The organism is Sphingobium sp. B2D3C (assembly GCF_025961835.1).
In the GTDB taxonomy this organism is placed as follows: Bacteria; Pseudomonadota; Alphaproteobacteria; order Sphingomonadales; family Sphingomonadaceae; genus Sphingobium.
The window spans coordinates 364,208-391,193 of record NZ_JAOQOK010000001.1 but is presented as its reverse complement, the minus strand read 5'-3'; the positions used below and the strand labels follow the sequence as shown (position 1 = coordinate 391,193).

The window sequence follows — 26,986 nt, the reverse complement described above, 5'->3', positions numbered from 1 at the left end:
CTCTTCGCGCCCCGCCCTTTTTTCTCAGTCACTTGACAGGTCAGCTGCATCCGGTGTCTGGTCGCCCGCGCAATAGCCGGGGGACCATTGCCAATGAACGACCAGACCGACCGTGCATTCGGTTTTGAAGGAAGCTGGCGGGAATACGCCCCGATTGCCTTCACCAATCTGCTGCTGACCATCGTGACGCTGGGCGTCTATCGGTTCTGGGCAACGACGCGGACGCGGCGCTATTTGTGGAGCCGCACCCGCTTCATCGACGAGCGGCTGGAATGGACCGGCACCGGCGTTGAACTGCTCATCGGCTTCCTGATCGTGCTGGTGCTTTTCGGCATTCCTTTCCTTTTTCTCAACTTCGGCATGCAGGCGATGGTGTTGCGCGGACAGGCACCGCTCGCCGGCGTGCTGGGCCTAACGTCGTTCATGGTGATCTTCTATCTCGCCGGCGTGGCACGCATGCGGATGCTGCGCTATCGCCTCAGCCGCACCTGGTGGCACGGCATTCGCGGCGGCAGCAATGACAAGGGCTGGGCCTATGGCTGGTCCTATGTCTGGCGTAACATCGTCGCGTGGATGGTGATCGGCCTGCTCATTCCCTGGTCTATGACCTCACTGTGGAACGACCGCTGGAATGCGATGAGCTTTGGCCCTCATCCCTTCCGCGCGGCGGCAATGCCCGGCCAGATCTTCCGCCGCTTCCTGCTGTTCTACCTGCTGCCGTTCATCATCTTTGCCGTCATGGCCGTACTCATCTTTGCAGGTGGCGGCGCTGCGATGCGTGGCGGTTTCGATCCCGAGACGCAGGCCCAACCCGGCCTCGCCTTCGTGCTCGCGATGATCCTGATGGTGCTGCTGATCTATACGATCATCGGCTTTGTGGCGCTGGCCTATTACGCCAAATTCTTCCGCGTGGCCGTGAGCAGCCTGTCACTTTCGACGCTCGATTTCCACTTCTCGGCGCGCACCAAGGACTGGTTCAAGCTCATCCTCGGCGACATCGCGCTGGTGGTGCTGACGCTCGGCATCGGCCTCGTCTTCCTCTCCTACCGGCACTGGAAGTTCTTCATCGTCCATCTCGATGCCAGCGGCGAGATCAGCCTCTCATCTCTCACCCAGTCGAGCACGAATGCGCCGGGTCAGGGCGAGGGCCTTGCCGATGCGTTCGACATCGGCGCCATCTAGCTCCATAGCGCGCGCATGACCCAGGCCGGCCCGGACGAGACCATCTGGCATTATGATGGCACCAGCGCAACGCGCCATCATCCGGTTCTGGAATGGACAGCGGAGACGTTCACGCTCCGCTGGGGTCTGACCAAAAGCGGCCCGCACCGCTGGGGCGATCTGGTGCCGGCCGATGGCAGCGGCGGGCGCTCTATTTATGGCCTGCGCGGGCAGCATGGCTGGCGGCTCGGCTTCACCGGCGCACCACCGCAGGACTTCGCGATCCACCTGCCCCTCCCCGCACGTTATGGCCGCTGGATCGACCGGGTCGGTCTGTGGCGGGCGCTGGCGCTCTTCGCCGTGATCGCGGCGGGCGTCGTCTACGCCGTTCTCCGCGCGCCGGACTGGATCGCGCCGCATGTTCCGCTCAGCTGGGAGCAACGGCTCGGCGATGCCATGATCGGCGATTTCGGCGGTCGCCTCTGCCAGACCCCGCAGAGCCGCGCCGCGCTCGACAAGCTCCAGCGCAAGCTCGGGGAGGATGTACCCATCCGCCGCATCGGCATCGCCAATGTGAAGATGGTCAACGCGGTGGCCCTGCCCGGCGGCCACATCCTGCTGTTCGACCAGCTCATTCAGGATGCCCAGTCGCCCGATGAAGTGGCTGGTATCCTCGCCCATGAGATCGGCCATGTCCGCAACCGCGACACGATGACGGCGCTCATCCGCCAGTTTGGCCTCAGCATCGTGCTGGGCGGGTTCGGCGGCGACCTCGGCAACACCGCCAACGGCCTGCTGTCCCTGAGCTATGGCCGCGATGCCGAGCGGGCGGCGGACAGCTACTCCATCGGCGCCTTGCAAAAGGCCGACATATCGCCCCTGCCGACCGCCGCTTTCTTTAAACGCCTCGGGGGAGGCGACGGCGGGGAGCAGATCGAGCGTGCCGCCAATCTCATGGCCTCGCACCCCATCTCCGCCGAGCGGCGCAAGGCGTTCGAGGCCTCGGCGCGCAAGGGCCACCGCTATGAGGCCGCACTGACTCCGGCGGAATGGCGCGCCATCGTGAATGCCTGCAAGGATGACAAGGACGTCGCCCCTGCCAGTCGCTTCCCGTTCTGATAAGGGCAGCGTCATGACTGACGATACCACCAGCGCACCGCCCGCCTTCCTGCCCAACGCCGCGGGCCTGCGCCTCGCCTACCGCCACCGGCCCGGCACAGCGCCGACCGTCGTCTTCCTCCCCGGCTACATGTCGGACATGATGGGCAGCAAGGCGCTGGCGCTGGACGACTGGGCCGCCGCCCAAGGCCGCGCCATGCTCCGTTTCGATTATGCCGGCTGCGCCGAGAGTGCAGGTCGGTTCGAGGACGGCACACTCGCCAGCTGGCGCGACGATGCCCGCGCCGTGATCGATCATTGCGTCCCCGCCGGACCGATCATCCTCGTCGGCTCATCCATGGGCGGCTGGCTGGCCCTGCTGCTCGCCCGCGATTTGGGCGCGCGCGTCGCCGGCCTCGTCGGCATCGCCGCCGCGCCGGATTTTACCGATTGGGGCTTTGATGCCGCGCAAAAGGCAACCCTGCAGCGCGAGGGCAAGCTGGTCGAGCCCACGCCCTATGGTGACCAGCCCTATGTCACCACACGCGCCTTCTGGGAGTCGGGCGAAGCGCTGCGGCTGCTCGATGGCGAGATCGCGATCGATGGCCCGGTGCGGATGCTGCAGGGCCAGGCCGATACCAACGTTCCCTGGCAAATCGCTGTGCGGATCGCGCAGCAGGTTCGTTCAGCCGATGTGCAGACGCTGCTCGTCAAGGATGGCGATCATCGCCTCTCGCGCCCGCAGGACATCGCCCTGCTGATCGCGACTGTCGCGCGCCTCGTGGAGTCCTGACCCTGCCTATGCTCGTTGCCGCCGCGCTTTCCCTCGCCCAGCTCGCTCAGGCGAGCGTGCCCCAGCATGATCCCGAGATCGAGGCCTTGCTGCGGCGACGAGACGAGATGCGCCGCGCCGAGGCCGAGCAGCGAGAGCAGCGCCCCTGGATCGAGCAGGTGCCCACGGAACGCGCCGGCAATGACAGCACGGAACTGGCCGCCGTCGTCCCGCCCGCCATTGCGCCCCGCCTCGCCACCTGTCTGGAGCGCGCCAACGCCAACCCCTCCGAGGGCATTGCCGATGCGGAAGCCTGGGCAAAGGCCGATGGCGGCGCCTATGCCGCGCAGTGCCGGGGCTATGCGCTCGGCCAGGCCGGGCGCTGGAGCGACGCGGCAAAGGCTTTCGAGGATGGCGCGGCCTTCAAGGGCCTCGACGCGGTAACGCAGGCGCGATTGTGGTCGCAGGCCGGCAACGCGGCACTGATCGCGGGGGAAACGCCACGCGCACTGCGAGCGCTGGACGCGGCGCTCTCGCGGCCCCTGCCCAAGACGCTCGCGACCGGAGAAATCTATCTGGATCGCGCCCGCGCCCGCGTGGCTGCCAACGATCTGCCCGGCGCCCGTACCGACCTCGATCAGGCGATCGTGCTGGCCGCCGCCGATCCGCTCGCATGGCTCCTCTCGGCCACGCTGGCCCGGCGCATGGACGACCTGCCCTTGGCTCGCCTGCATATCGAGGAAGCCGCCAGCCGCGCCCGCAACGACGCCGCCATTGCGCTGGAACAGGGCATCATTCTGGCGCTCTCAGGCAATGACGCCGGCGCCCGCGCCGCCTTCAGCCGCAGCAAGGAGTTGGCTGCGCGCGATAGCGATATTGCCCGACAGACCACCGATTATCTCGCCCAGCTGAACGGCGATCCAGCCCCCGCCGCTGCTCCGACAGGGTCCGAAACCGGGCGGTGAAGCATCACGCAGCCGGCTGAGTCCGGCCGACCTCAATCGAGGTAGAAGTCCACGGTCGTCACGACCCGCACCTTCTTGAACGGCGTGTCGGCCGCGCCATAGCCGCCGGATGTCTCGCCATCACGCGGCTCGATGGAAAAATAGCCCTGTGTCGCGCTCTTGATGCCGCCCACGCCAGTGCCGCTATCCTTGGCGAACTGTTCGGCCGAGGAGCGCGCATCCTTGGTCGCGGCGGCGACCATCTGGGGCTTGATATCGTTGAGCTTGGTGAAGCTGTAGCTCATCGCCGATCCTTCCTGCAGCGTCACGCCGCGCCGCACGAGATCGAACTGATTGGCCACCGCCTTTTGCGCCCGCTCGATGTCGGTCGTGCGCAACTGCATCCGCTGGGTGATCGTGATGTTGGGAACGCCGTTGTTGATGAACTGATTGACCCCGGCCCCGGTCGCGGTCAGCGCATTGTCAGGGAAGCCGAGGCTCTTGAAGTAGCCGCGCAGTTCGGCCGTATTGCCCTCGATATCGGCCCGCACGCTGGCAAGGTCGGTGCCGGTCGCGGAATAGGCGATGGTCCAGGTCGCAAGATCGGCGGTCACATTCCGCTCGGCAAGGCCCCGCACCGTCACCGACCGGTCGGCCGCGTGAGCACGCCGCAGGCCATCCCCAAGCAGGTAGCCACCGGTGATCATGCCGCCCGCGAGTACCACCGCACCTGCCAAAGCGACCTTGTTCATGTCCTGCAGCCAAACCATTGTGCGCATTCCTCTCTTTTCCCGCGACCGCGAGACGCCTATTTGAGAGGTGACCAATCTCACCCTTGTGCTGAACCGTTGCTGACGCGGGACCAAAGGAAAGAGCTGCACTATGCCCAAATATCTCCACACCATGATCCGCGTGACCGACATCGACGCAACCTTGCGCTTTTTCGAATTGCTCGGCCTCAAGGAAGTCCGTCGCTTCGATAATGAGAAGGGTCGCTTCACGCTCGTTTTCGTCGCCGCGCCGGGCGATGAGGATGCGCAGGTGGAACTGACCTACAACTGGCCGCCGGAAGACGGCAGCGCCGGCGAAAGCTATGGCGGCGGGCGCAATTTCGGCCACCTCGCCTATCGGGTCGAGAATATCTACGAGACCTGCCAGCGCCTCATGGACAATGGCGTGACCATCAACCGGCCGCCCCGGGACGGCCATATGGCATTCGTGCGCACGCCCGATGGCATTTCCATCGAGCTGCTGCAGGATGGCCATCTCGAGCCGGCCGAGCCTTGGGCGTCGATGCCGAACACGGGTGAATGGTGAGCGCGCTCGAAATCCTTCGCGTTCCGGTTCTGTCGGACAATTATGTCTGGCTGGTTCATGACAAGCCGAGCGGGGAGACGCTGGTCGTCGACCCCTCGGTGGCCGAGCCGGTGCTGGCGGCCGCGCAGGCGCGCGGCTGGTCAATCACCCAGATCTGGAACACGCACTGGCATGGCGATCATATCGGCGGGAATGCGGGCATCGAGGCGGCGACCGGCGCCACCGTCACGGCGCCCGCCGCCGAACTCGCGAAAATCCCCAATGTCGATCGCCCGGCCCGAGAAGGCGACCGGGTGCGGCTGGGCGACCATGAAGCGGTGGTGATGGAGGTGCCGGCCCACACCGCCGGCCACGTCGCCTATCACTTTGCCGACGACGCCATGATCTTCGTGGGGGATACGATGTTCGCCATGGGTTGCGGCCGGCTCTTCGAGGGCACGCCCGCGCAGATGTACGCCAACATGCGACGCTTCGAGGCCCTGCCCGACGACACCCAGGTCTATTGCGCGCACGAATATACGCTCTCCAACGGCAAGTTCGCCCTTCAGGCAGAACCGCAGAATGAGGCCATCGCGGATCGCCTCGCGCAGGTCGAAGCTGCCCGCGCGCGCGACGAGGCCACCGTTCCCACAACGATCGCGCTGGAACGCGCCACCAACCCCTTCATGCGCGCACAAAGCGTGGAGGAACTGGCCAGCCGGCGCGCGGCCAAGGACAGGGGGTAGGCAATAGAGGCCACGGCGCTCTGTCCTGGCCTGCGCAACCAAGGGCCCGCACATTCGTATCCGTCATACAAGATGCGAGACAGCCGGAAATCTGCTAGTTTCGCGAGACAGAAGGACGCGAGAGGAGCGGAGATGATGAACAGATTGTGTCTCTCATTGGCGGTCCTGCCGCTGGCCGCCTGCGCGACGGCGGGTCCCGCTCCCGAACCGAGGCTCAGCGAACGCGAAACGCAGGAGTTGGAGCGCCTGCTGGAGCGCAAGACGGCGGGCGAGCCCGTCTCCTGCGTGACCTCATTCGACAGCAGCCGCCTGCGGTCCATCGGCGATAACACGCTGGTCTATGTGGTCAGCAAGGATCAGGTCTATCTCAACCGCCTGCAGGGGAGCTGCACCGGCATCTCACGGGGTGACACGCTGGTGATGAACCGGATGAGTTCATCGCAATATTGCCGGGGCGACATCGCCCGCGTGGTGAACCTGCCCTCGGGCGCGATGACCGGCAGCTGTGCGCTGGGCGATTTCATTCCCTACCGCACGCCCGGCAAGTAACACGCCGGGCAGCCGTCACGCCTTGTAAAGCGCGTCCAGCCGCGCCTGATAGCGTGCACGGATCACGTGGCGGCGGATCGATTGCTTCGGGGTGAGCATCTCATTGTCGATCGTGAACGGCTCGTCCGCCAACGCAAAGCGCCGCACCTTCTCGATCACGGAGAGATCAGCGTTGACGCGATCGACCGCGGCCCTGATCGCCCCGTGCAACGCCGGGTCCTCCCGCAGCGCTGCAAGATCGGCCGGCTTGCCCTGCGCCTGTGCCCATGCCTTGAGCCAGTCCGGATCGGGCACGATAAGCGCGACGATGTGCGGGCGCCGGTCGCCATGCACCATCACCTGCCCGATTTCCGGCTGCAGGGTCAGCATGCCCTCCAGCTTGGCGGGCGCGACATTGTCGCCCTTGTCATTGACGATCAGGTCCTTCTTGCGGTCCGTGATCATCAACCGCCCGGCCTCATCGAACCGCCCGATATCACCGGTGTGCAGCCAGCCATCCTGGATGGCCCGCGCGGTTTCCGCCTGGTTGTTCCAATAGCCCTTCATCACCAGTTCGCCGCGCACGAGGATTTCGCCATCCTCGGCAATGCGCACCTCGACATGCTTGAGCGGCGGTCCCACCGTGTCCATCCGCAGCCCGACCGAGGGACGATTGCAGCTCACGACAGGTCCTGACTCCGTCTGGCCATAGCCTTGCAGCAAGGTCAGGCCGAACGACTGGAAAAAGGTGCCCACCTCCGGATTGAGCGGCGCACCGCCGGAGACCAGTGCCTTCATGCGGCCGCCGAACCGGGCCTGGATTTTGGGATTGATCGTCCGGTTGAGCACGGCCTCGAGCGGCTTGTCCCACAAGGGCAGCGTGCCGCCCCTTTCCGCCCGCTTGGCGCCCAGCCGCAGCGTCTGTTCCAGCAGCAGCACGGGCACCTTGCCCTGCTTCTCCACCGCCTTGGTGACGCGGGTCTTCAGCAGCTCGAACAAGCGCGGCACGACCACCATGATGGTCGGTCGGGTTTCAGCAATATTGCTCGCCAGCTTTTCGAGGCTCTCGGCATAATAGATCTGCCCGCCCAGGCCGATCGGCAGGAACTGACCGCCCGAATGCTCATAGGCATGGCTGATCGGCAGGAAGGAGAGAAACACCTCATCATCCCAGCCGAAATCACCGGCAATGATGTCGACACAGCCTTCCACATTGCAAAGGATCGCACCGTGATGCTGGATCACCCCGCGCGGTGCGCCGCCGGTCCCGCTGGTGTAGATCAGGCAGGCAATGTCATCGCGCGTGGCCGTCTGCTCGGCGGCGCAGGCGACAGGATCGGCCGGATGCTCGGCGATGAGCGTCGCCCAGTCGCAAATCTGCACAGCCGAGTTCTGCATCGACTTGATCGGCTCGATGCTTATCGCGAATTCGATCCGCGAGCGCATAACGGCGGGCAGCAGGGCAGAGCCGATTTTTGAGGTCGAGAAAATCACCGCCCGCGCGCCGCTATTGCCGATGATGTGCTCATGATCGCGCGTGGTGTTGGTGGTGTAGGTTGGCACCGTGATGGCGCCCGCCGCCATGATCGCCAAATCGGCAATGCAGAATTCCGGTCGGTTCTCACAGACCAGCATCACCCGGTCGCCCGGCGCGACGCCCAGCGCCTTGAGCGCCTTTGCCATTGAGGCGACCCGGCGGGCGGTCTCCATCCAGCTGATCGGCTGCCATTGCTCGCCCTGCTTGGCCCACAGGAACGGCCGCTCGCCGCGCTCCATGGCGCGCGTGAAAAACATGGCGGTCAGGCTTGGAAAATATTCGAGGGCCTGCAAGCAACGCTCTCCTTGAACCGGCTGCTCCGACAGCGAGCGCCTTTACATCCCATATAGCGCGCCGTTCCGCGAGGGCCACCCTGCCCGCGCGCCCGATTGTGCATGGGCGGCAGCGCCGGCAAGATACGCACATCATCCCCTTGCTTCGGGATCGTGCGCGCCCCACTGTGCCGCGACTGCAGCGCAGCGTCGTCGATCACAACCAAGCGGGCTTGCCATATGTTCCATTTCCGTGCCGCCATCGGCTTCCTTTCGGCGCTGGCCCTGACGGCCTGTGCGACGACCATGCCGCCCCGCTCAAGCACAGCGCCGCGTCCTGCTTCGCCGGTAGCCCAGAATTTCGTCGTGGCCTCCAATCCGCTGGCAGCGGAAGCCGGCATGAAGATCCTGCGCCAGGGCGGCAGCGCAGTCGATGCGGCCATTGCCGTGCAGGCGATGCTCTCGCTTGTCGAACCCCAGAGCTCGGGCATGGGCGGCGGCGCATTCATGACCTTTTTCGATGGCGGCACGGGCAAAGTGGTCGTCTATGACGGCCGGGAAACCGCGCCCGCCGGTGCCGCGCCGGACATGTTTCTCGGCGCCGACGGCAAGCCCATCCCCTTCCGCGACGCGCTGGTGAGCGGCCGGGCGACCGGCGTGCCGGGCGCGGTGCGGATGCTGGCCCTGGCTCATGACGAGCATGGCAGCCTGCCCTGGAAATCTCTCTTCGGCGACGCGGAGCGGACGGCACGCACCGGCTTCACCATCACGCCGCGCCTGGCCAAGTTCCTGGAAGGCAATTTCCCCCAGATGCAGGTGGCCGACGCGCGGCGTTATTTTTCTGCCCCGGACGGATCGATCAAGAAGGCCGGCGATCAACTCGCCAATCCCGCTTATGCCGATTTTCTGCAGCGTCTCGCGGCGCAAGGGCCATCCGCGCTCTATGCCGGCGATACCGCGCAACGGATCGTGACGCGGGTCGCTGCCGGCCCCCTCGGCAGCAGCATGACGCTGGCTGATCTGACGGCCTACCGTCCGATCAAGCGTGAGGCCGTGTGCAATCCCTATCGGGTCTATGTGGTCTGCGTACCGCCGCCGCCATCCAGCGGCGTCGCCTTCCTGCAATTGCTCTCCCTGTTGGAACGCACCGACATCGACAAGCGCGGGCCAGCCGACCCGCAGGCATGGTTCCTGTTCGCCGAGGCGAGCCGGCTGATGTACGCCGATCGCGACCGTTATGTCGGCGATCCGGCGTTCACTGCCGTTCCCGTCGCCGGGCTCCTCGATAGCGCCTATGTCGACAGCCGGGCAAAGCTGATCGGCGCTACCGCGGGGCCGCCGCCCTCGGCCGGCGTGCCGCCCGGCGCGCAGATCGCTGGCATTGACGATACCCATGAACCCGGCGGCACCTCCCATTTCATCATCGGCGATGCGCGCGGCAATGTCGTGTCGATCACGACGACCGTCGAATCCATCTTCGGCACGGGTCGCATGGTCGATGGCTTCTTTCTCAATAATCAGCTGACCGATTTTTCCTTCACGCCGCAGGATGCGGACGGAAGGCCGGCAGCCAACGCCGTCGCCCCCGGCAAGCGCCCGCGCTCCTCGATGATCCCGCTGGTGATGGTCGATCGCGCGGGCCATTTTGCAGGCGCTATTGGCTCGGCTGGCGGCAACGCCATTCTCGCTTATGTCGGCAAGTCGCTGGTCGCTGCGGTGGACTGGGGTCTCCCCATGCAAGAAGCCCTTGCCCTCCCCAACCTCATCGCACGTGGCTCTGCCTTTCAGGGTGAAGTGAGCAAGTTCTCGCCGGAGACGCTGGCAGGCCTGAAGGCCCGTGGCATCGACCTGCGGTCCGGGCAAGGCGAAGACAGCGGTGTTCATGCCGTCATCATCCGCAATGGCGTGGTTGACGGCGGCTATGACCCACGCAGAGAGGGCCGCGTTCTCGTTGAGGCCGCGATCCCGCAAGTTGACCGGTAAAGTTAATCCGTCAGACAAGAGAACGGGCCGCGCTCAGCGCGACCCGTCCCATCTAATCTATCCTGATCAGCGTGTGATGTAGGACTGGCGGAACAGCTCCACAGCTCTTTCCTTATTCGCCTCACTCAAAGGCTGGCCCACATAATCCCGCTGGCCCCAGCTCCCCCATTGGCTGCCGCCTCCATAATCGGCGAACATCACCATGAGGTCTCCGACCTCGTCACGCCATTTGGTGAGATAGGTCGTGTAGAGCTTGGTCATGCGCGCGTCCCGTTGCAGGGCGATCATTTTGTCCAGCGGCGCCGATCCCAGCACGTGCTGGCCCGCCTCATAAGTGATCGTTCGCAAACCGAATTTGGTAGCAACGTCCTTGACCTTCTTGGATTCGGCGATGCGGTCATTCACGTCATTGGCCAGACCGGCAAAGGCAGCATCGACACCTGCCGAGGTATCAAGCGCATTCGCAGACAGGTTCGCTGCAAAATAGGGCGCGATGGCAACAGCATCCACCTTCTTTGCAGTGTCGCCAAAACTTAGAACAAAGTCCGCATTCCAGGCGCCCGTCTGAACTGCCGCAACACGAACGATCCGTTGCATCTGGCCGGCAAAAACGGAGGACCAGATGTCCATCACTTGTCCAGTCTTCTGCGAATAACGAGACAGCATCGCCATATGGTCGTTCGAGGAGAGACCGGCCGCCTTACCTTCTTTCAAAGCCTGCGTCGTCACGGGATAAACGTAATTCCAGACCTCGTTGGATACCTCAACATAGGCTTTGAGAGACGGGTCCAACCGTGTGCGCACGAGCTCCGCGAACTTGCGCACATACTCGTCGTCGGCATTCCAGGGAACGCAGAACCAAGGATCGGCCTTTAATTCATTGGCCAACTGGATCATATATTCCAGCGCCACGCCGTCCGGACCGGCAACGATTTCGTCGCCCAGCTTTGCTCGGGTCTCCCAACGCACAGGAAGATTGCCCTCGACGCCCCCGTAGGACCATTTCATGAACCGCAAGACGCCGTAGCGCTTCACCTCGGCAAGATAAGTCGGGTCGAACGTCGCATTCGGATCGGCGTCGACTTCACGACAGTCTGCGTTCCGAACAGGATCCGACGGGCTTGTACTTGCGATACGAAGCCAGGCTGAAGCCCCGCCCTGAGGCACGAATGTGAATGTCAAAGTTTTTCCCGATACTCGGGTATTCTTTGCAGGCGTACCACCGACGCTGACGCTTCCCGTACCCTGCCAGCGACAGATGATATCGACACTCTCACCCCACAGGCTGCGCGTGGGCAGAGCCATTTGGCGAATGCCCGATTCACCCGATCGCAGATCGACGAGCCGTTTGTTGGCGTCCAGACGGTCCTCGGGCATGTCAGACCATCCGCCCTGTGCATTGCTGAGACGCCAGCCGCTCAGGAGGTTCAGGAAAGACCTGTTTCCAATCCATGTGGTGGGAGCGGTCAGGTTCAACCCGAGCTTCATGGCCGGCACGCCAGTCGCTGCCGACCCGCTTCCAACAGTGGTCGCGGAACCCGGTGTGGAAATCGTCGTCGTGGAAGAGCCCGACGGCTTGGTACCCGAGGACGTCGACGGGAGTGACGCAAGGGTCAGAACCGAGAGAACATCGGCCCATTTCATCAGATTGAGGCCTTTCAGCTTGATTGACGCCGTATAGAGAAGAAACGCGCTGGCCGTGCTAGCAGCCACTGCCGCCGTGCCCATCATCACTGTCGAACTCAGTGCCATCGCACCGATCAACCTGAGTTTCGTTTTACGCACCCGGTTCATACGCTTCAACTTCCTGCCAACCCCGTAGGGATTCATTGCGTCCCGAAGCGAACCTAGGAGAGAGCCAAAAAGCTTCGATTGCCAAGTGTGGTTAAATTCCTGCTTACCACCCCCCTGAACGCATCGCGTTACCGATCCGCTATATTGCTCTGTAGATTATCTGCAGCCCGCCGTTCTATGCCGGTTGACCGATCTTTCGGCTTTGCCAAGCGCAAAGCTACCAACAGGTTTCCATCTGCGGCGATCAGCGGCACACCATGCTGCTAGGCTCGCGACAACGCCTTTGATGGCGGGTGAATGTCGCCGGATGGCTCGCCTCCCGGCTGAGCATCGCGCGGGCCTCTCCGGAGCCTCGTGTCCAGGCGCAATCCGGCGATCGCTCCCGCGACCAGCCATGTAATCGGCTGGATGGACGAATTCGGGATCAGGTCGAGCACATTATACATGTGGACCGCCACCAGTGCGAGGCTGGCTGTCGGCACCGCGCTGCGGCGCAATCGGAAAGCGCGCCAGAAGGGATAGGACAGCAAACCGAAGAATAGCACATAGCCGACCCAGCCCAGCATGCCGATGACGATGATCCATGTGCCATCGGTCACCGCGACATCGAGCGTGCCGCCCCAATGCGCGACCACGATCACACGATTTCGACCAAATGTCCCCCATCCGAACAATGGCCGCTGCTCCGCTCTGTCGAGCAGCAGTTCTTCATTCCTCAGTCGGAAATCGAAGGAGTCCGCCCGCTCGGCGCTCAACGAGGCAGCGGTCTGTACGATGTCCTGCAACGGCAGCAGATTGGCGCCGCGCAGGGCGGGATAGGTCACGACCATCATGGCCAACCCGGCGATTGCGATCAGGAACATGCGCCGCTTGAGCAGCAACAACATCGGGGCCAGCAGGGCGACCAGGACGACTGCGCCGACGGATTTGTTCAGGATCAGGATGCCCGCCAGATAAGCCGCGATGAGGGACATCGGGAGTCCGAACAACTTCATTCGCATCTTCATCAGGCCGAGTGCGGCCAGAAGTGCCATGCCGAGCAGCGTGGACACCAGCAGGCCATGGCCGAGGAACACCATCGAGCGAAAGCCGCCGAACCGCATCTGTTGCAGGAAATATTCGGCGTCTTCGATGCCATAGACCCATCGCTGCAAAAACGGACTGAGCCTGACTTCGAGCATGATTGGGATGGAATAGGCTAGCGCGCCGATCACCAGCGCGAGCAGGATCTGCCGATGGCCGCGCTCATTGCCCAGCAGACCGGCGCCGAGCACGAACGGCGCCAGCGTGATCATATGGCCGACCGACATGGACAGGCCTTCTCTGAAACCGAGCGCCGGGAAGGCCATGCTCCCGATCATGTAGAAATCGCGGTTGGTCAGAGCCGTGGCAAAGGGCGTGAGGACAAAGCCCAGCATCAGCAGGTTCAGCGCCTTGCTGCGCGGCCATTTGAACTCACCCCTCCGCGCGGTGGCTAGCGCGAGCACGAACGCTGCGAGGCTCGGGATGGTGGACTTGTCGAAGGCCGGAATGCCCGGAAGGTCGAACGCAACCCCGCGCGGCAGCAGCAGATAGCCCGCGAGCAACGTCCAGATCGTCGCCCGTCCGGCCGACATGGTCATGTAAAGGACCAGAGCCACCAGCGGCCAGAGGATGAGAACGCCCTGAGCGATCAACGCCTGCATCGCTTCATCCCCTCCGCGCGATGCAGTTGAGCGCGCTCATCAACGCGCCGGCCATGGCAGCCCGCTCGCACGACCCTTCACGCTGGCGGACAGCCTCAGTAGGCATGCTTGTCCCAGATCAGGCGCACGACAGTCTCGAGGATGATCCGCAGATCAAGCAAGGGCGACCAATTCTCGATATAATAGATGTCATATTCGACACGTTTCTTGGCTCTCTCGATCGTATCGATCTCTCCGCGCAAGCCCCTCACCTGCGCCAGGCCCGTGATCCCGGGCTTCACGCGATGCCGGGCAGCATATCCACGAACCGCGTCGTGATAATAGGCATCGCCCACGCGCATCGCCAAGGCGTGGGGCCGCGGCCCGACCAGAGACATCTCACCCCTGAGCACATTCCACAACTGCGGCAGTTCGTCGATGCTGGTGCGACGAATGATGCGCCCCACCCGGGTGATCCGCGGATCGCCCTTGCGCGTCCGTTCGCCACCACTGACATCCTGACGATCGGTATACATCGACCGGAACTTGAGAACCTCGATTTCCAGATTGTTGAAGCCGAGGCGCTTCTGGCGGAACAGGATCGGCCCCTTGCTCTCCAGCCGGATGGCGAGCGCGGTGAGGATGAGCAGCGGCGCCAGAACGATCACGCCGATGAGCGCAAGAAGGCGATCCTGGATCTCCTTCAGAACACCGTCGAAGTCTCGCATCGGCAGTTGCCACACGCTGAGCACCGGCAGGGAGCCGATATAATTGACGCTGTACCGATCCCGCAGCACCAGGAACTCGCGCGGCATGATGCAAATGTCGATCGCGCCGGCACTGAGCTGCTCGATGATCTGGTTGAGGCGCTCCTGTCGCACCAAAGGCAGCGCCACGATCACCTGGTCCAGCATCCCCTGCTGCGCGAGGCCCAGCATCTCGTCGAACCCCCCGAGATACGGAAACCGCCCGATCATGCCCGTCTCGACTCGAGAGCGCCGGTCGTCCGCAAAACCCACGATGTTGATATGGGGCAGCCGCTCGATCTCCAGCAGTTCCAGCAGCCGGCTCGTCACCTCCCGGTCCGCGCCATAGATCGCCACGCGCTGCCCGATGATCTTGTGCTTCATCGCGACGCGAACGAGCTGCCGGAACAGTAGGCGCGAAAACACCAGAAAGATGAGGCAGACCAGCGAGAAGACGAGCGCGAAGCGGAGCGACAGATCGCCGCCTTTGCCAAACTGGACGAGGATGAATCCGGTCAGCGTCAAAGCCACGAGGAAGTCGAGGAATGTGCTGCCACCAAGATCATCGCCCTGCCCCCGGAAACCGGAATAGGCGTCCCGGGATATCCGGATCAGGAAAAAGTTGATCGCCATGACGACCACGACGGTCGAATGGAGGCGTGCGTCCAGATAATAGCCCAGGAAACTGCGATAAAAGGCGACCGTGATCAGATAGGACAGCAGGAAGCACAGGCTATCATTAATGATACCGCCCGAGCGCAACACGTTGGACGTGAAGCGGACATATTTGTTACGCGCAGGACGCTGAAAGCTGATCATGGTTCGCCGAATTACAAAACGGTGTCAAAAGCGACCAAACAGGCCGCGATCGGCCGGTTTGCCTGGGGGATCATCCACGAGATAGGCTGTCCGGGCATTGTCCAATCCATTCTGAGCCACGCTCGCGCAGGTCCCATCTTGTATGGCCGCGCATTGCGCCACGAGCAGGCTCCACGCCTTTTCCGACGACGGCAAAGCCCGGGCAAAATTGCGCGCGACCGACATACTCCGCGCCCTATCCCCCGAGTCATGAAGATATTGCATATAAGATTGCACCAGAGGAAAATTCTGGGGAATCTGCTTCAATCCCTCTTCGTAGATCTGGCGGGCACGCCAGTTCTCGCCGCGCGCCCGATAAAGCTGCGCCACGGCCTGATAGGCGTCGGGATTGCGCGGATCGTTCGCCAGCGCCAGCTGCGCCGCTTCCAGCGCAGCGCGTGCGTCGCCTCTTTTCGCGGCATAGTGCGCGCGCAGCAGCAGCGCGTCGACATTCTCGGGATCCTGCTTGAGCAGCGATTCGACCTGCCCCTCGACTCCCTTATCCTTACCGGTTTCCATGAGCAGGCGCAGCTTGAGCGGTGCGATCAAATCCTTGGCGCGCCCATCCGGCACGGAATTCAAAAGCAGATTGGCCGTCTCGCGATTTCCGCGCGCCAGCAGATAGCGCGAAACCGTCAGGACGGCGAGCGGGTCGCGCCAATCCGTCGGCCCGCGCGCGACCTCGGGCGACAGCGGCGTGGGGTCGAACTCCCACCAGATGCGGGTGAGCACCTCATAATCCGACGGCTCTCGCAAACCCTCGCGGAGCAGCGCCAGGCTAGCCTCGCGGGCCTGCGGCAGCCGGCCCATCTTGTAGAGCAGATTGATGCGGTCCAGCTTCATGGCCGTCCCGGCATTGCCGGTCGCGACCAGCCGGCCCAGCGCCTCCGCCATCGGCTCGGGCTTGCCCAGATAGCGGTAGAGATTGACCTTGTTGGTCAACAGCGCCGAGGAATCACCCGAGACACGCAGCGCATTGTCGATCAGGGCAATAGCCTCTTCCGCCTGCCCCCGCCGCGCCAGCACCCGCGCCTTCACGATAACGCCGGCCTCGTCCGTCGCCGAGCGCGCCAGAATCCGGTCCGCATATGACATCGCATCGTCGAGTTGCTCGCGGGCCAGGGCGATCATGCCCTTCGTCTGGAGCGCGGGCATGGCATCGGGTTCCAGCGTCAACAGTCGGTCCGCTGCTGCTTCGGCATCTGCGATCTGCCCGAGCTGAACGCCGAGATTCGCCACATAAGCGAGGGCCAGACGGTTCGTGGCATCGAACTCCAGCGCTCTCTGGAACGCCCGATAGGCCCCCGCAGGATCGCCCGACTGCAAGGCAATCATGCCAGCCAATTGCTGGAAATTAGGTCCATCTTCCCGCAGACGGATCGCCTCGCCAATCGCCCGCTGAGCGCCGGCGAGGTCACCGGCCTGCAGCAGCGCTTCGGCCGCCTGTGCCCGCTCGGCGGCCTGCTCGCTCGGGCTCTTGCAGCCGCCCAAGGCCGCGAGGATCAGCAAAGCTGCCAAAGCGTTCGATGATGGGCCTCGGCCCGAGGCCTTCGGCATTCTGCCGCCGAAACGGGCGGCGCTGCCATGAGCGAAAGTCAGCCTGCCAAACCCGGTCATATCGCCCTGTCGTGAATATCGCCCAACCCGCGTCGCGTTACAGGGCTTAACCCCAGCAAGCAACGAAAGTAACCATTGCCCCCACATCATTAACCCAGCTTTTACGTAGTGACGGCATAGGGTTTTGGTATATGAAGCCTGCATTCCCGGCCAAGTAGAAGGATCCTCAACCGTGCGGTTTCCCGTAATTTCATGGTCCATGGCGGGCCTTCTTGCCGCCGTCGCAACGCTGCCAGCGATGGCGCAGCAGAATGCCGCTGCGGCAGGCGGTGCATCCAATCAGGTCGCCCGGCCCTATACAATTAACCCCGGCGACCAGATCGAGGTTTATGTGTGGGGTGAAGAGCGTCTGCAGCGCTCGATCCGCGTGCTGCCGGATGGCAGCTTCTCCTTCCCGCTGGTCGGCCGCATCGTCGCGCAGGGCATGCTGCCCGAGCAGGTCCAGACCGCGATCTCGAACGGATTGGCCAGCCAATATCGGGGCGAGCCCCCGCAGGTGACCGTCTCGGTCGAGACGCCGTCGGGCTTCACCTTCTCGGTGGTGGGCCGGGTCCGCGGCCCCAGCTCGTTCACCCCGGGTCGCTATGTGAACCTGGTCGAGGCCATCGCCATGGCCGGTGGACCGGACGAGTTCGCCAATCTCGATAACGTCACCATCATCCGCAAGAACGGCAATGAGCTGTCGGCGCTGCGCTTCCGGCTCGGCGGCGCGATGAAGGGCAATCTTTCCGAAGAGGCTGCCCGCGCCATTCCCCAGATCCAGACCGGCGACACGGTGATCGTTCCATGAATAAGACGAAGCTGATCGGCTCGGCAGCCATTGCCGCCCTCATGCTCGGCAGCGCCGCGCAGGCTGACACCCGCATTGGCGCGGATCTCGGCGTCACCGGCGGTGTCGCCAGCAATCCCTATGGCACGGTGGGCGGCGATAGCGCCGCTGCCACGCTGGCCGGCAGCTTCGCCCCCACCGTCACGATCAATTCGCCGACGGGCACGACCCAGTTGCGCGGATCGGTGACGCATACGGAATATTCGCGGCTCTACGACGGCACCACAGATTACGGTCTTTCCGGCAACATCAGCCGCCAGATCAGTCCGCTAACCTCGCTGACTGCAGGTCTCTCCTACTCCAGCTACGTGCGCAACGGCCTGTATCCGGTCTACGATCCGATCGTGGGCGGCCCGGTCGATCCTGGCTCGCCAATCATCGTCGATCCGAGCGGCAGCGTGAACTATCGCCAGCGGTCAGACGTGTTCTCCGGCCAGCTTGGCCTCGGCTTCACCCTCTCGCCCCGCGACACGCTCAACGTGTCAGCCAACGGCACGCGCGTGCGGTTCCCGGACAATATGGGCCTTTCCAAGGAATATGACACCTACGGCGGCGGCCTGACCTATATGCGCGCAATCGGCGCAAACACCTCTGTGGGCGTGGGCTTCAATGCGGCTCGCAGCGATTATCTCGATCCCGCCTTCGGCAAGACCACCCAATATACGCCGACCGCACAGCTCAACACGCGGCTGGCGCCCCGGCTGAGCCTGAAACTCGCGGCGGGCTTGACCTTCAGCGAGACGCAATTCCCTGCCGTGTCGATCAACAACACGTCCTTCTATGCCTCGGCCGATCTGTGCCGTGAAGGGGATCGCACGAATTTCTGCCTCACAGGCTCGCACGGGGTGTCCCCCTCGTCGATCGCAGGCTCCTCGCGGGTTACCGCCATCGGCGCGCTTTATAATTACAAGATCGATCAGCTGAGCAGCTTCAACGCCAGCGCCTCTTATTCCCGGTCGAGCAGCCTTGTGGGAACCGGCGGCAATGACAGCGATTATGCGCGGGCGAGCGTCGGTTACGAGCGTTTGCTGCGTCCTCGGCTGTCTGCTGTCATTTCGGTAACCTATAGTGACACATATAGCTCGCTCGTCTCACGCAACGCAAACATCCACGGACTCGTTGGATTGCGGTACAGGCTCGGTCAGAACTGATGAACAACGTCCACGCCAATTACGACACGGCTGAGGAGTCCGGCGGGGCATCGTTCCTGCCGCATATCCCGACGATCCTCATGCAGCGCAAATGGCTGGTCATCGTGCCCGCCCTTCTGCTGCTCCTGGCCGGCATCGCCACGGCATTCCTTCTGCCGGTGCAGTACCAGTCCAAGGCGGTTCTGCTGGTCGAAGCCTCGCTTCTTCCCGAGGATGTGGCAGGCGATCCCCGCAGCGCAGACGGCACGAGCGTCGTCGACCAGCGCATGGCACGCATTCGCCAGCAGGTCCTCAGCCGTCCGCAGCTGGTGGAACTCATCCAAAGGAACGGACTGTACCAGACCGAACTGCGGACCCAGTCGCTCTCCGAAGTCATCACCACGATGCGCGAAGCAATCGCCATCGAGCCTGTCACAGCGGACATTCAGGCCGCCAATGGCGGGCGCCGCAGCACCATCGCCTTCTCGATGAGCTTCAACTATTCCGACCCGGTGAAGGCGCAGGCCGTCGCGCAGGCGCTGACCGACCAGGTGCTGCAGCTGGACGCCAGCACCTCGGCCGCGCAGTCGGTGAACACCATTCAATTCCTCACCGACCAGCAGGCCGATCTGCAGACGCAGATCGCCGCGCTGGATAAGCAGATCGCCGACATCCAGCTGAAGAATGGCCTGACGCTGGCCAGCAGCACCATGGCGACGACCGGCGGCGGCACCATCGGCATCGACAGCCGCATTGCCGCGCTTCAGTCCGCCAATGCGCAATTGCAGGCGCAGCGTGAACTCACGCAGAGCGCGGCTGACCGCGATCCGGTGATCGCCGAAGCGGAAGCCGCTGTGGCCACCGCCCGGGCGCGTTACACCGAGCAGCATCCGGACGTGGTTCTGGCCAAGCAGCGGCTCGCAGAGGCGCGGGAGCTAGCGAAATCCAATCAGTCGCGCATTCCTACTTCCGCTATTTCCGCGCAGATCGCCGCCAATAATCGCGAGATTTCCCGCCTTGAATCGGCGCGTGCCGCCGAAGAAGGCCGCAGCGCCTCCATTCTGAGCGCCCAGATCCGCGCGCCGGTGGTGCAGCAGGAACTGGCGCAGCTGCAGCAGCGCATGACGGGTCTCAACGAGCAATATCAGAAGGTCTCCAACCAGCTGATGAACGCCAAGGCTGGCAAGCGTGCCGAGGACGAGCAGCAGGGCGAGCGTCTTTCCGTGATCGACCCGCCGGTGGTGCCGGACGATCCCTATTCGCCCAATCGCCCGAAGATCATCCTGCTCGGCGCCTTCGCAGGCCTGGGTCTCGGCTTTGGCCTGATCTTCCTGATCGAAATGCTCACGCGGCCGATCCGTGGCGCTGACGCCGTCCTGCAAGCGACCGGTGCGTTGCCGCTGGTGGTCATTCCCACGATCATGTCGCGGGCCGAGCAGCAGCAGCGCGGTTTGAAGCGCCTGTGGCCCTTTGGCGGGCGCAAGGGCCGCACGAAGCCCGATGACGATGATGACGACGACTGATCCGCGCGCACTGTATCCAAGGAGTTTGAGCATTGTCTGATCAGCTTGCGCCATCGGCCCTGCAGGGCGCGCCTTTCCGCATTCCCGCGCCCAATGAGACGGCGCTGTTTACACCCGACCCGAAGCTTCTCGAAGCCCAGCATGTCGTGGCGTTCAGCAACCGGCACCTTGCCTCCCGCCCGTTCAGCCTGCTGCGCTCGCAGGTGGTCAAGCGGATGGCAGCGGGCGGGCACCGGATCATCGGGGTCACCTCCCCGGCTCCCGGTGCCGGCAAGTCGTTCCTGACCGCCAATCTTGCCGCCACGCTGAGCCGCCTGCCCGGCAAGCAGGTCCTCGTGTTCGACCTCGACATTCGCCGGGCCTCGCTCGCGCAGAATTTCGGCTTGGTGGGCGAAGTCGGCCTGGAGCGCTTCCTCGCCGGCGAAACCGACGATCTGCGCAAGATCGGCCGCCATGTCGAAGGCACCAACCTCACGCTCTACCCCTGCTATTCGAACGATCTCGACAGCATGCCGCTACTCGCCGGCGACCGCTTCGACCGGTTCGTCAAAGCCCTGCGCACGCTGGATGACGATACGATCATCCTCTTCGACATGCCGCCCGTGTTCGCCAATGACGACGCCATGGTGATCGCTGGCCATGTCGATGCCTATCTGATGGTGATCGAACAGGGCCGGACCAACCAGAAGCAGGTCACCGATTCGATCCGCCTGCTCGACCCCGCCGAATGCCTCGGTTCCGTCCTCAACCGCTACGATGGCGGCGTGACCGACCCCTATGGCTATTCCTACGGCGGTTACGGCAAATATACGGACTACTTCAGCAAGGAAGACTGAGCGACGGGGCAAGTTCACGCGTCCCGCGCCGCCTGAGTGGTCGCACCGCAAGGACTGTCCTCAATTAATGGGTTAGAGTGCCCCAATTCCCACCGTCGCCCCGGGCTTGACCCGGGGTCCAGCTTCCTAATCCTCAAATACATTCCGGCGCTCGGATGCACGGTTTGGTTGAAACTCCCTCCCATGCAAGAAACCTAGCGGGATCCCGGGTCAAGCCCGGGGTGACGAGGGTGGTGGGCCGGCTCGTCGGGCGTCAGGCCGACGTCATGAGTTCGATCAAAGGCCGATAGCGCTGCACACCAAACCCTCTCCCCTTGAGGGAGAGGGATGCGCAGACTTGGCAGCGTGCTGCCTGTGGGAGAGGGGTCAGCGACCCGAAGGGTCGCGCGGATCAGAGATCCGCCTCCCCCATCACTGGCCAGCGGCGGCCTTCTCAAGCAACGGCCGCCACCACTGCTCATTGCGCAGATACCAGTCCAGCGTCTGCGCGAAGCCTTCGCTGAAGGTGCGGCGGGGCGCGTAGCCTAGTTCCGAGCGCGCCTTGGTCTCGTCGATCGCATAGCGCCGGTCGTGCCCGGCGCGATCGGTGACGAAGGTCTTCAGCGTCTCGGACGCCTGTCCTCGCGCGGCGGGCGCATCGGGGAAGCGCTGGGCAAGCTGCGGATCGGCAGCGAAGGCGCGATCCACCGTCGCGCAAATCTCCTCGATAACGGTGAGATTGGGCAATTCCTGGCCGCCGCCAATATTGTAAGTCTCGCCCGGTCGCCCGACCTGAAGAACCTTCTCGATGCCGTGGCAATGGTCCTCGACATGCAGCCAATCGCGCACATTCATGCCGTCGCCGTAGATCGGAAGATTTCGGCCATAGAGGCAGTTGAGCAGGAACAGCGGGATCAGTTTCTCGGGAAACTGATAAGGGCCGTAATTATTCGAGCAATTGCTCGTCGTGACCTCAAGGCCATAAGTGTGGTGATAGGCCCGCACCAGATGATCCGAACCCGCCTTGCTGGCCGAATAGGGCGAGTTGGGCGCATAAGCGGTGGTTTCGCTGAACGCCGGATCGTTTGGCCCGAGCGAGCCATAGACCTCATCGGTCGAGACATGATGGTAGCGGTGCGGACGGCCCGTGCCGGTATCGAGCCACAGCTTGCGCGCAGCCTTGAGCAGGCTGTGCGTGCCGATGACATTGGTCGTCACGAAGGCGTCCGGCCCGGTGATCGAGCGATCGACATGGCTCTCAGCGGCGAAGTGGACGATGGTGTCGATCTGCTTGCGGGCCAGCAGATCCTCGACGAGCGGCGTATCGCAGATATCGCCCACGACCAGCTCGACATCGCTCAGACCGTCGAGATTTGCCGGATTGCCTGCATAAGTGAGCGCATCCAGAACCGTGACGACGTCGCCAGCATGATGGGCGCGCCAATAATGCACGAAGTTCGCGCCGATGAAGCCGGCACCGCCGGTGACGAGCAGATTAGCCATTCGCCTTGATCACTCCGAGCATGTCACGAAGATGGGCGCGCCAGTGCGGCGCGGGTGCGCCGATGTGCGCAACGGTGCTGCTCTTGTCCAGAACCGAATAAGAGGGTCTTCGCGCCGGCGTGGGATAGTCGCTGGTGCTGATCGGCAAGACCGGCACCGTCCGGCTCAGCAGGCCAAGCGCGACGGCCTCCTCCTGAATCGCCACGGCAAAATCATACCAGCTCGCCGCCCCGCTGTCGGTCCAGTGATGGAGGCCGCTCGCGCCGGCAGCATGCAGGCGCCAAAGGGCAACGGCCAGTCCGGCAGCATAAGTTGGCGTGCCGATCTGGTCGGCGACCACGCGAACCTCGTCCCGCTCCGCCATCAGGCGCAGCATCGTCCGCACGAAATTATGACCGGTGTCGCCATAGACCCAGGCCGTCCGCACGATGAGGGCTTGCGGAGACGCCGCAAGCACGGCCTCCTCCCCCGCCCGTTTGCTCGCGCCATAGACACCCAGCGGTGCAACGGGGCTGTCCGGCCGATAGGGCGTGCCAGACGTGCCGTCGAACACGAAATCGGTCGAGACATGCACGAGGGCCGCGCCGTTTGACGCTGCCGCACGGGCCAGATTCCCCGACCCGTCGGCATTGATGCGCCAGGCAAGATCGCGTTCGCTCTCTGCCTTGTCCACGGCGGTATAAGCGGCCGCGTTGAGAATAAGCGCGGGCTGGACCTCGGCGACGCAGGCCGAAACCGCCGCCTGATCCCCGATATCCAGCGCAGCCCGATCCAGCGCGACAATGTCCGCATCCTCGGGCGCGCCTCGCTGCAGCGCCTGGCCGAGCTGACCGCCGGCCCCTGTGATGATGACCTTCACGGAAAAGTCACCGCATCCGCCAACGGCTTGCCCGCCATGTCCTTGGCCGAAAGCTGCGGTACGATGTCCCCCAGCGGCCAGTCGATGCCGAGCGCCGGGTCGTTCCAGAGCAGACTGTGCTCATGACTGGGATTGTAAAAGCCGCGGCACTTGTAGAGAAAGTCCGTGCCATCCTCCAAGCAGAGGAACCCGTGCGCCATGCCCTCGGGCACCCAGAGCATCCGCTTGTTGGCCGCGCTCAATTCGACGCCCACCGATTTGCCGAAGGTGGGCGAGGACCGGCGCATATCCACAGCGACATCGAACACCGCGCCGGCCGTGACCCGCACCAGCTTCCCCTGCGGGCCAGGCTGCTGATAGTGCAGCCCGCGCAGTACCCCGCGCGAGGAACGGCTGTGATTGTCCTGCACGAAGTCGACATCGAGCCCGGCAACCTCGAACGCCCGCGCGTTCCAGCTTTCCAAAAAGAAGCCGCGCTCGTCGCCGAAAACCTTCGGCTCGATGATGAAGACGCCATCAATGGCCGTTTCAATGAGGTTCATCAGGCTTTGCCGTCCAGCAGCTTGAGGAGATACTCGCCATAGCCGGACTTGCGCAGCGGCTCGGCGATCTCAAGCAGTTGCGCATCATCGATAAAGCCCATGCGCCAGCACAGTTCTTCCGGGCAGCAGATTTTAAGGCCCTGACGCTCCTCGGTAATCCGCACATAATTAGCCGCGTCGATCAGCGAGCCATGCGTACCGGTGTCGAGCCAGGCATAGCCGCGCCCCATCAGCTCGACGTTCAGCTCGCCGGCTTCCAGATAGACGCGATTGAGATCGGTAATTTCCAGTTCTCCCCGCGCGGAAGGCGCCAGCCCGGCCGCACGCTCCACCGCCTGCCCGTCGTAGAAATAAAGACCGGTGACGGCATAATTGGATTTGGGCTGCGCGGGCTTTTCCTCGATCGTCTGCGCCTTCCCATCGGCATCGAACGAGACGACGCCATAGGCTGTGGGGTCGCTGACATTATAGCCGAACACCGTCGCGCCATGCTCGCGCGCATTGGCGGCCTGCAATAGTTCGGTGAGACCATGGCCATAGAAGATGTTGTCGCCGAGGATCAGCGCGGACGGGTCCGTGCCGATGAAATCCGCACCGATATGATAAGCCTGCGCCAAACCTCGGGGCTCCGGCTGCACGGCATAATGCAGGTCGAGACCCAGCGCGCTCCCGTCGCCCAGCAAGGCCTGGAATGCCGCCTGATCATGCGGCGTGGTGATGATCATGATCTCCCGAATGCCCGCCATGATCAGCACCGAGAGCGGATAGTAGATCATCGGCTTGTCATAGACCGGCATGAGCTGCTTGGAGACGGCCTTGGTCAGCGGATAGAGCCGCGTGCCCGATCCGCCTGCCAGAATGATTCCCTTACGCAATAGCAACACTCCATGCCTGTGCCCGGACGGGCGCTCCGAGGTAACGCATCACTTCTACAATGCAAGGCGACCATTTTCGGCCGGTCCCGAGCCTGAACCATTTTGGCATGGCGGGATTATGCAGGCATAGGACGAAAAGATCGTGAATCGCTTTGCGTTTTCATTTCAGAAAAATTAGCGGTTTCGGACCGATCGATCCTGCGATCAAAATTGTGCCGCCTGACGGGAGAAGACTGCATGGAAACAGTTTATGACTGGCTCTCTCTGGCGATATTTGCTGGCATCATCGTGCTGTTCCTCCAGCGCTCGTCGATGGAAAATCCGCCGGACCGGATGATCGACTATCTGCCGCCGGCGCTTGGCTGCGCCATTGCCAACCAGGCCGGCAATTATGCGATCGAGCATGACAGCATGGTCATGCATGCTGCCGGGATTTTGCTGCTGGTCGGCGTGGTGGCCTATGTTTGGCTGGTGTTGAAGCCCAGTTTTAAATAGGCCTTGCGCCTGTTGGCGGCTTCCCGCTGCCGGCGCATCCACCGTGATTACGGCAAAAAGGGCGTGTTCCTGTGAGAATTACAATGATCGGCTCGGGGTATGTGGGCCTCGTCTCTGGCGCGTGCTTCGCGGATTTCGGCCATGACGTCATCTGTTTCGATAAGGACGAGGCGAAGATCACCGCCCTTCAGGAAGGCCGCATCCCCATCTTCGAACCCGGGCTCGATCATCTCGTCGCCAGCAATGTCGCGGCCGGCCGGCTGTCCTTCACGACGCAAGCGGCAGACGCCCTCGCCGACCCCGATGCCATCTTTATCGCGGTCGGCACGCCCTCGCGGCGCGGCGATGGCCATGCGGACCTGAGCTATGTGTACGGCGCGGCCGCGGAAATCGCGCCGTTCCTCAAGCGCTTCACCGTGGTGGTCGACAAGTCGACCGTGCCTGTCGGCACCGGCGACGAGGTCGAGCGGATCATCCGGGAGACCAACCCCGACGCCGATTTTGCCGTGATCTCCAATCCCGAGTTCCTGCGCGAAGGCGCGGCGATCGACGACTTCAAGCGCCCCGACCGCGTCGTGATCGGCGGCGATGATCGCCGGGCGCTGGACGTGATGCGGCAAATTTATCGCCCTCTCGTCATCGGCCGCTCGCCGGTGATCGAGATGAGCCGGCGCGGTGCCGAGCTGACCAAATATGCCGGCAACGCCTTTCTTGCGACCAAGATCACCTTCATCAACGAGATCGCCGATCTGTGCGAGAAGGTGGGCGCGGACGTGCATGAAGTCGCGCGGGGCATTGGCCTGGATAATCGCATCGGTGCCAAGTTCCTGCACCCCGGCCCCGGCTTTGGCGGCTCCTGCTTCCCCAAGGACACCCTCGCTCTGCTGAAGACCGCGCAGGATTATGAGGCGCCGCAGCGGATCGTCGAAACGGTCGTCGCCGTGAATGATTCGCGCAAGCGCGCCATGGGGCGCAAGGTCATTCAGGCGATGGGCGGGGAAGTGCGTGGCAAGACCATCGCGGTGCTCGGCCTCACCTTCAAGCAGAATACGGATGACATGCGCGATTCGCCCGCCATCGCGATCATCGAGACGCTGCAGGACGCGGGCGCCGAGATCCACGCCCATGATCCCGAGGGCATGGAGCAGGCCAAGCTGGTGCTGCGGGACGTCACCTATTTCGGCAATGCCTATGATACGATGGCCGGCGCCGATGCGCTGGTGTTCATCACCGAGTGGGACGCCTTCCGCGCGCTCGATCTGGCGCGCATCAAGTCGCTGCTGAAGACGCCGGTGATGATCGATCTGCGCAACCTCTACCCGCGCGATCTCGTTGAGGAGGCCGGCTTCTCCTACACGGCCGTCGGGCGGTAATTCGGCGGAACCGAGTTTCGCACGGA

24 protein-coding genes are annotated in these 26,986 nt (G+C 63.5%); 14 read left to right on the top strand and 10 right to left on the bottom strand.

Going from position 1 to position 26,986, the window contains the following annotated elements; translation table 11 throughout:
• Positions 1 to 93: 93 nt before the first annotated feature.
• The 4 genes from M2339_RS01755 to M2339_RS01740 are packed head-to-tail and all read left to right on the top strand — an operon-like array spanning position 94 to position 3,996.
• Positions 94 to 1,182, top strand: coding sequence for a YjgN family protein (locus tag M2339_RS01755; RefSeq protein WP_264587700.1), 1,089 nt, complete (start codon positions 94 to 96; stop codon positions 1,180 to 1,182).
• Between the two features lie 15 nt (positions 1,183 to 1,197).
• On the top strand, positions 1,198 to 2,280 hold the full coding sequence (locus M2339_RS01750) for a M48 family metallopeptidase (RefSeq protein ID WP_264587701.1): 1,083 nt from the start codon (positions 1,198 to 1,200) through the stop codon (positions 2,278 to 2,280).
• 13 nt (positions 2,281 to 2,293) lie between these two features.
• A complete protein-coding gene (locus tag M2339_RS01745; protein WP_264606131.1) occupies positions 2,294 to 3,052 on the top strand; it encodes an alpha/beta fold hydrolase in 759 nt (252 codons plus the stop codon).
• Between the two features lie 8 nt (positions 3,053 to 3,060).
• Entirely contained in the window at positions 3,061 to 3,996 is a 936-nt protein-coding gene (locus M2339_RS01740) for a hypothetical protein (RefSeq protein ID WP_264587703.1), read from the top strand.
• 32 nt (positions 3,997 to 4,028) lie between these two features.
• On the opposite strand, the gene M2339_RS01735 is transcribed toward M2339_RS01740, so the two are convergent.
• The gene (locus M2339_RS01735; protein WP_264606130.1) at positions 4,029 to 4,727 is read right to left on the bottom strand and encodes an SIMPL domain-containing protein; all 699 of its coding nucleotides are present in this window, start codon (positions 4,725 to 4,727) and stop codon (positions 4,029 to 4,031) included.
• Between the two features lie 130 nt (positions 4,728 to 4,857).
• Between M2339_RS01735 and M2339_RS01730 the strand changes: the two genes are divergently transcribed.
• From M2339_RS01730 to M2339_RS01720, 3 genes are all read left to right on the top strand, one after another.
• Positions 4,858 to 5,292 carry a VOC family protein gene (locus M2339_RS01730; protein WP_264571096.1) on the top strand — a complete coding sequence of 145 codons (435 nt, stop codon included), beginning with the start codon at positions 4,858 to 4,860 and terminating at the stop codon, positions 5,290 to 5,292.
• Positions 5,286 to 6,017: a hydroxyacylglutathione hydrolase gene (gene gloB, locus M2339_RS01725; RefSeq protein WP_264587704.1), complete on the top strand. Its 732-nt coding sequence runs from the start codon at positions 5,286 to 5,288 to the stop codon at positions 6,015 to 6,017. The genes M2339_RS01730 and gloB overlap by 7 nt, the downstream gene beginning before the upstream one ends.
• Positions 6,018 to 6,149: 132 nt before the next feature.
• Positions 6,150 to 6,566: a DUF6491 family protein gene (locus M2339_RS01720; protein ID WP_264587705.1), complete on the top strand. Its 417-nt coding sequence runs from the start codon at positions 6,150 to 6,152 to the stop codon at positions 6,564 to 6,566.
• A 15-nt stretch (positions 6,567 to 6,581) separates the two neighbouring features.
• Here M2339_RS01720 and M2339_RS01715 read toward each other — a convergent pair whose 3' ends face one another.
• Entirely contained in the window at positions 6,582 to 8,375 is a 1,794-nt protein-coding gene (locus M2339_RS01715; protein ID WP_264587706.1) for an AMP-dependent synthetase/ligase, read from the bottom strand.
• Positions 8,376 to 8,594: 219 nt separating this feature from the next.
• On the opposite strand from M2339_RS01715, the gene ggt reads away from it, so the two are divergent.
• The gene (ggt, locus tag M2339_RS01710) at positions 8,595 to 10,337 is read left to right on the top strand and encodes a gamma-glutamyltransferase (RefSeq protein WP_264587707.1); all 1,743 of its coding nucleotides are present in this window, start codon (positions 8,595 to 8,597) and stop codon (positions 10,335 to 10,337) included.
• A gap of 66 nt (positions 10,338 to 10,403) precedes the next feature.
• Here the strand turns inward: ggt and M2339_RS01705 are convergent, their stop codons facing one another.
• The 4 genes from M2339_RS01705 to M2339_RS01690 form a co-directional block, all read right to left on the bottom strand.
• Positions 10,404 to 12,131: a hypothetical protein gene (locus tag M2339_RS01705; protein ID WP_264606129.1), complete on the bottom strand. Its 1,728-nt coding sequence runs from the start codon at positions 12,129 to 12,131 to the stop codon at positions 10,404 to 10,406.
• A 263-nt stretch (positions 12,132 to 12,394) separates the two neighbouring features.
• On the bottom strand, positions 12,395 to 13,816 hold the full coding sequence (locus tag M2339_RS01700; protein ID WP_264587708.1) for a hypothetical protein: 1,422 nt from the start codon (positions 13,814 to 13,816) through the stop codon (positions 12,395 to 12,397).
• A gap of 95 nt (positions 13,817 to 13,911) precedes the next feature.
• On the bottom strand, positions 13,912 to 15,360 hold the full coding sequence (locus tag M2339_RS01695) for an undecaprenyl-phosphate glucose phosphotransferase (RefSeq protein ID WP_181560414.1): 1,449 nt from the start codon (positions 15,358 to 15,360) through the stop codon (positions 13,912 to 13,914).
• Positions 15,361 to 15,384: 24 nt separating this feature from the next.
• Positions 15,385 to 16,917 carry a tetratricopeptide repeat protein gene (locus M2339_RS01690; RefSeq protein ID WP_264587709.1) on the bottom strand — a complete coding sequence of 511 codons (1,533 nt, stop codon included), beginning with the start codon at positions 16,915 to 16,917 and terminating at the stop codon, positions 15,385 to 15,387.
• Positions 16,918 to 17,188: 271 nt separating this feature from the next.
• Here M2339_RS01690 and M2339_RS01685 point away from each other — a divergent pair, with 271 nt between their 5' ends.
• Genes M2339_RS01685 through M2339_RS01670 form a run of 4 tightly spaced genes read left to right on the top strand, consistent with a single transcriptional unit; the run spans position 17,189 to position 21,334 of the window.
• Positions 17,189 to 17,806: a polysaccharide biosynthesis/export family protein gene (locus tag M2339_RS01685; protein WP_264571104.1), complete on the top strand. Its 618-nt coding sequence runs from the start codon at positions 17,189 to 17,191 to the stop codon at positions 17,804 to 17,806.
• Complete coding sequence (locus tag M2339_RS01680; RefSeq protein ID WP_264587710.1) at positions 17,803 to 18,996, top strand: hypothetical protein; 1,194 nt, start codon at positions 17,803 to 17,805, stop codon at positions 18,994 to 18,996. The genes M2339_RS01685 and M2339_RS01680 overlap by 4 nt, the downstream gene beginning before the upstream one ends.
• Positions 18,996 to 20,498 carry a GumC family protein gene (locus tag M2339_RS01675; protein WP_264571106.1) on the top strand — a complete coding sequence of 501 codons (1,503 nt, stop codon included), beginning with the start codon at positions 18,996 to 18,998 and terminating at the stop codon, positions 20,496 to 20,498. Before M2339_RS01680 ends, M2339_RS01675 begins: the two co-directional genes overlap by 1 nt.
• A 32-nt stretch (positions 20,499 to 20,530) precedes the next feature.
• On the top strand, positions 20,531 to 21,334 hold the full coding sequence (locus M2339_RS01670; RefSeq protein WP_264571107.1) for a CpsD/CapB family tyrosine-protein kinase: 804 nt from the start codon (positions 20,531 to 20,533) through the stop codon (positions 21,332 to 21,334).
• Between the two features lie 411 nt (positions 21,335 to 21,745).
• Here the strand turns inward: M2339_RS01670 and rfbB are convergent, their stop codons facing one another.
• The 4 genes from rfbB to rfbA are packed head-to-tail and all read right to left on the bottom strand — an operon-like array spanning position 21,746 to position 25,092.
• A complete protein-coding gene (gene rfbB / locus M2339_RS01665) occupies positions 21,746 to 22,816 on the bottom strand; it encodes a dTDP-glucose 4,6-dehydratase (RefSeq protein WP_264587711.1) in 1,071 nt (356 codons plus the stop codon).
• Positions 22,809 to 23,675 carry a dTDP-4-dehydrorhamnose reductase gene (gene rfbD / locus M2339_RS01660; protein WP_264587712.1) on the bottom strand — a complete coding sequence of 289 codons (867 nt, stop codon included), beginning with the start codon at positions 23,673 to 23,675 and terminating at the stop codon, positions 22,809 to 22,811. The genes rfbB and rfbD overlap by 8 nt, the downstream gene beginning before the upstream one ends.
• The gene (gene rfbC, locus M2339_RS01655) at positions 23,672 to 24,217 is read right to left on the bottom strand and encodes a dTDP-4-dehydrorhamnose 3,5-epimerase (protein ID WP_264587713.1); all 546 of its coding nucleotides are present in this window, start codon (positions 24,215 to 24,217) and stop codon (positions 23,672 to 23,674) included. The genes rfbD and rfbC overlap by 4 nt, the downstream gene beginning before the upstream one ends.
• Entirely contained in the window at positions 24,217 to 25,092 is an 876-nt protein-coding gene (gene rfbA / locus M2339_RS01650) for a glucose-1-phosphate thymidylyltransferase RfbA (protein ID WP_264587714.1), read from the bottom strand. The genes rfbC and rfbA overlap by 1 nt, the downstream gene beginning before the upstream one ends.
• Positions 25,093 to 25,329: 237 nt before the next feature.
• Between rfbA and M2339_RS01645 the strand changes: the two genes are divergently transcribed.
• Both M2339_RS01645 and M2339_RS01640 read left to right on the top strand, forming a co-directional pair.
• Positions 25,330 to 25,587: an XrtV sorting system accessory protein gene (locus tag M2339_RS01645; protein WP_181560423.1), complete on the top strand. Its 258-nt coding sequence runs from the start codon at positions 25,330 to 25,332 to the stop codon at positions 25,585 to 25,587.
• 71 nt (positions 25,588 to 25,658) lie between these two features.
• Complete coding sequence (locus M2339_RS01640) at positions 25,659 to 26,960, top strand: UDP-glucose dehydrogenase family protein (RefSeq protein WP_181560424.1); 1,302 nt, start codon at positions 25,659 to 25,661, stop codon at positions 26,958 to 26,960.
• Positions 26,961 to 26,986: the final 26 nt, after the last annotated feature.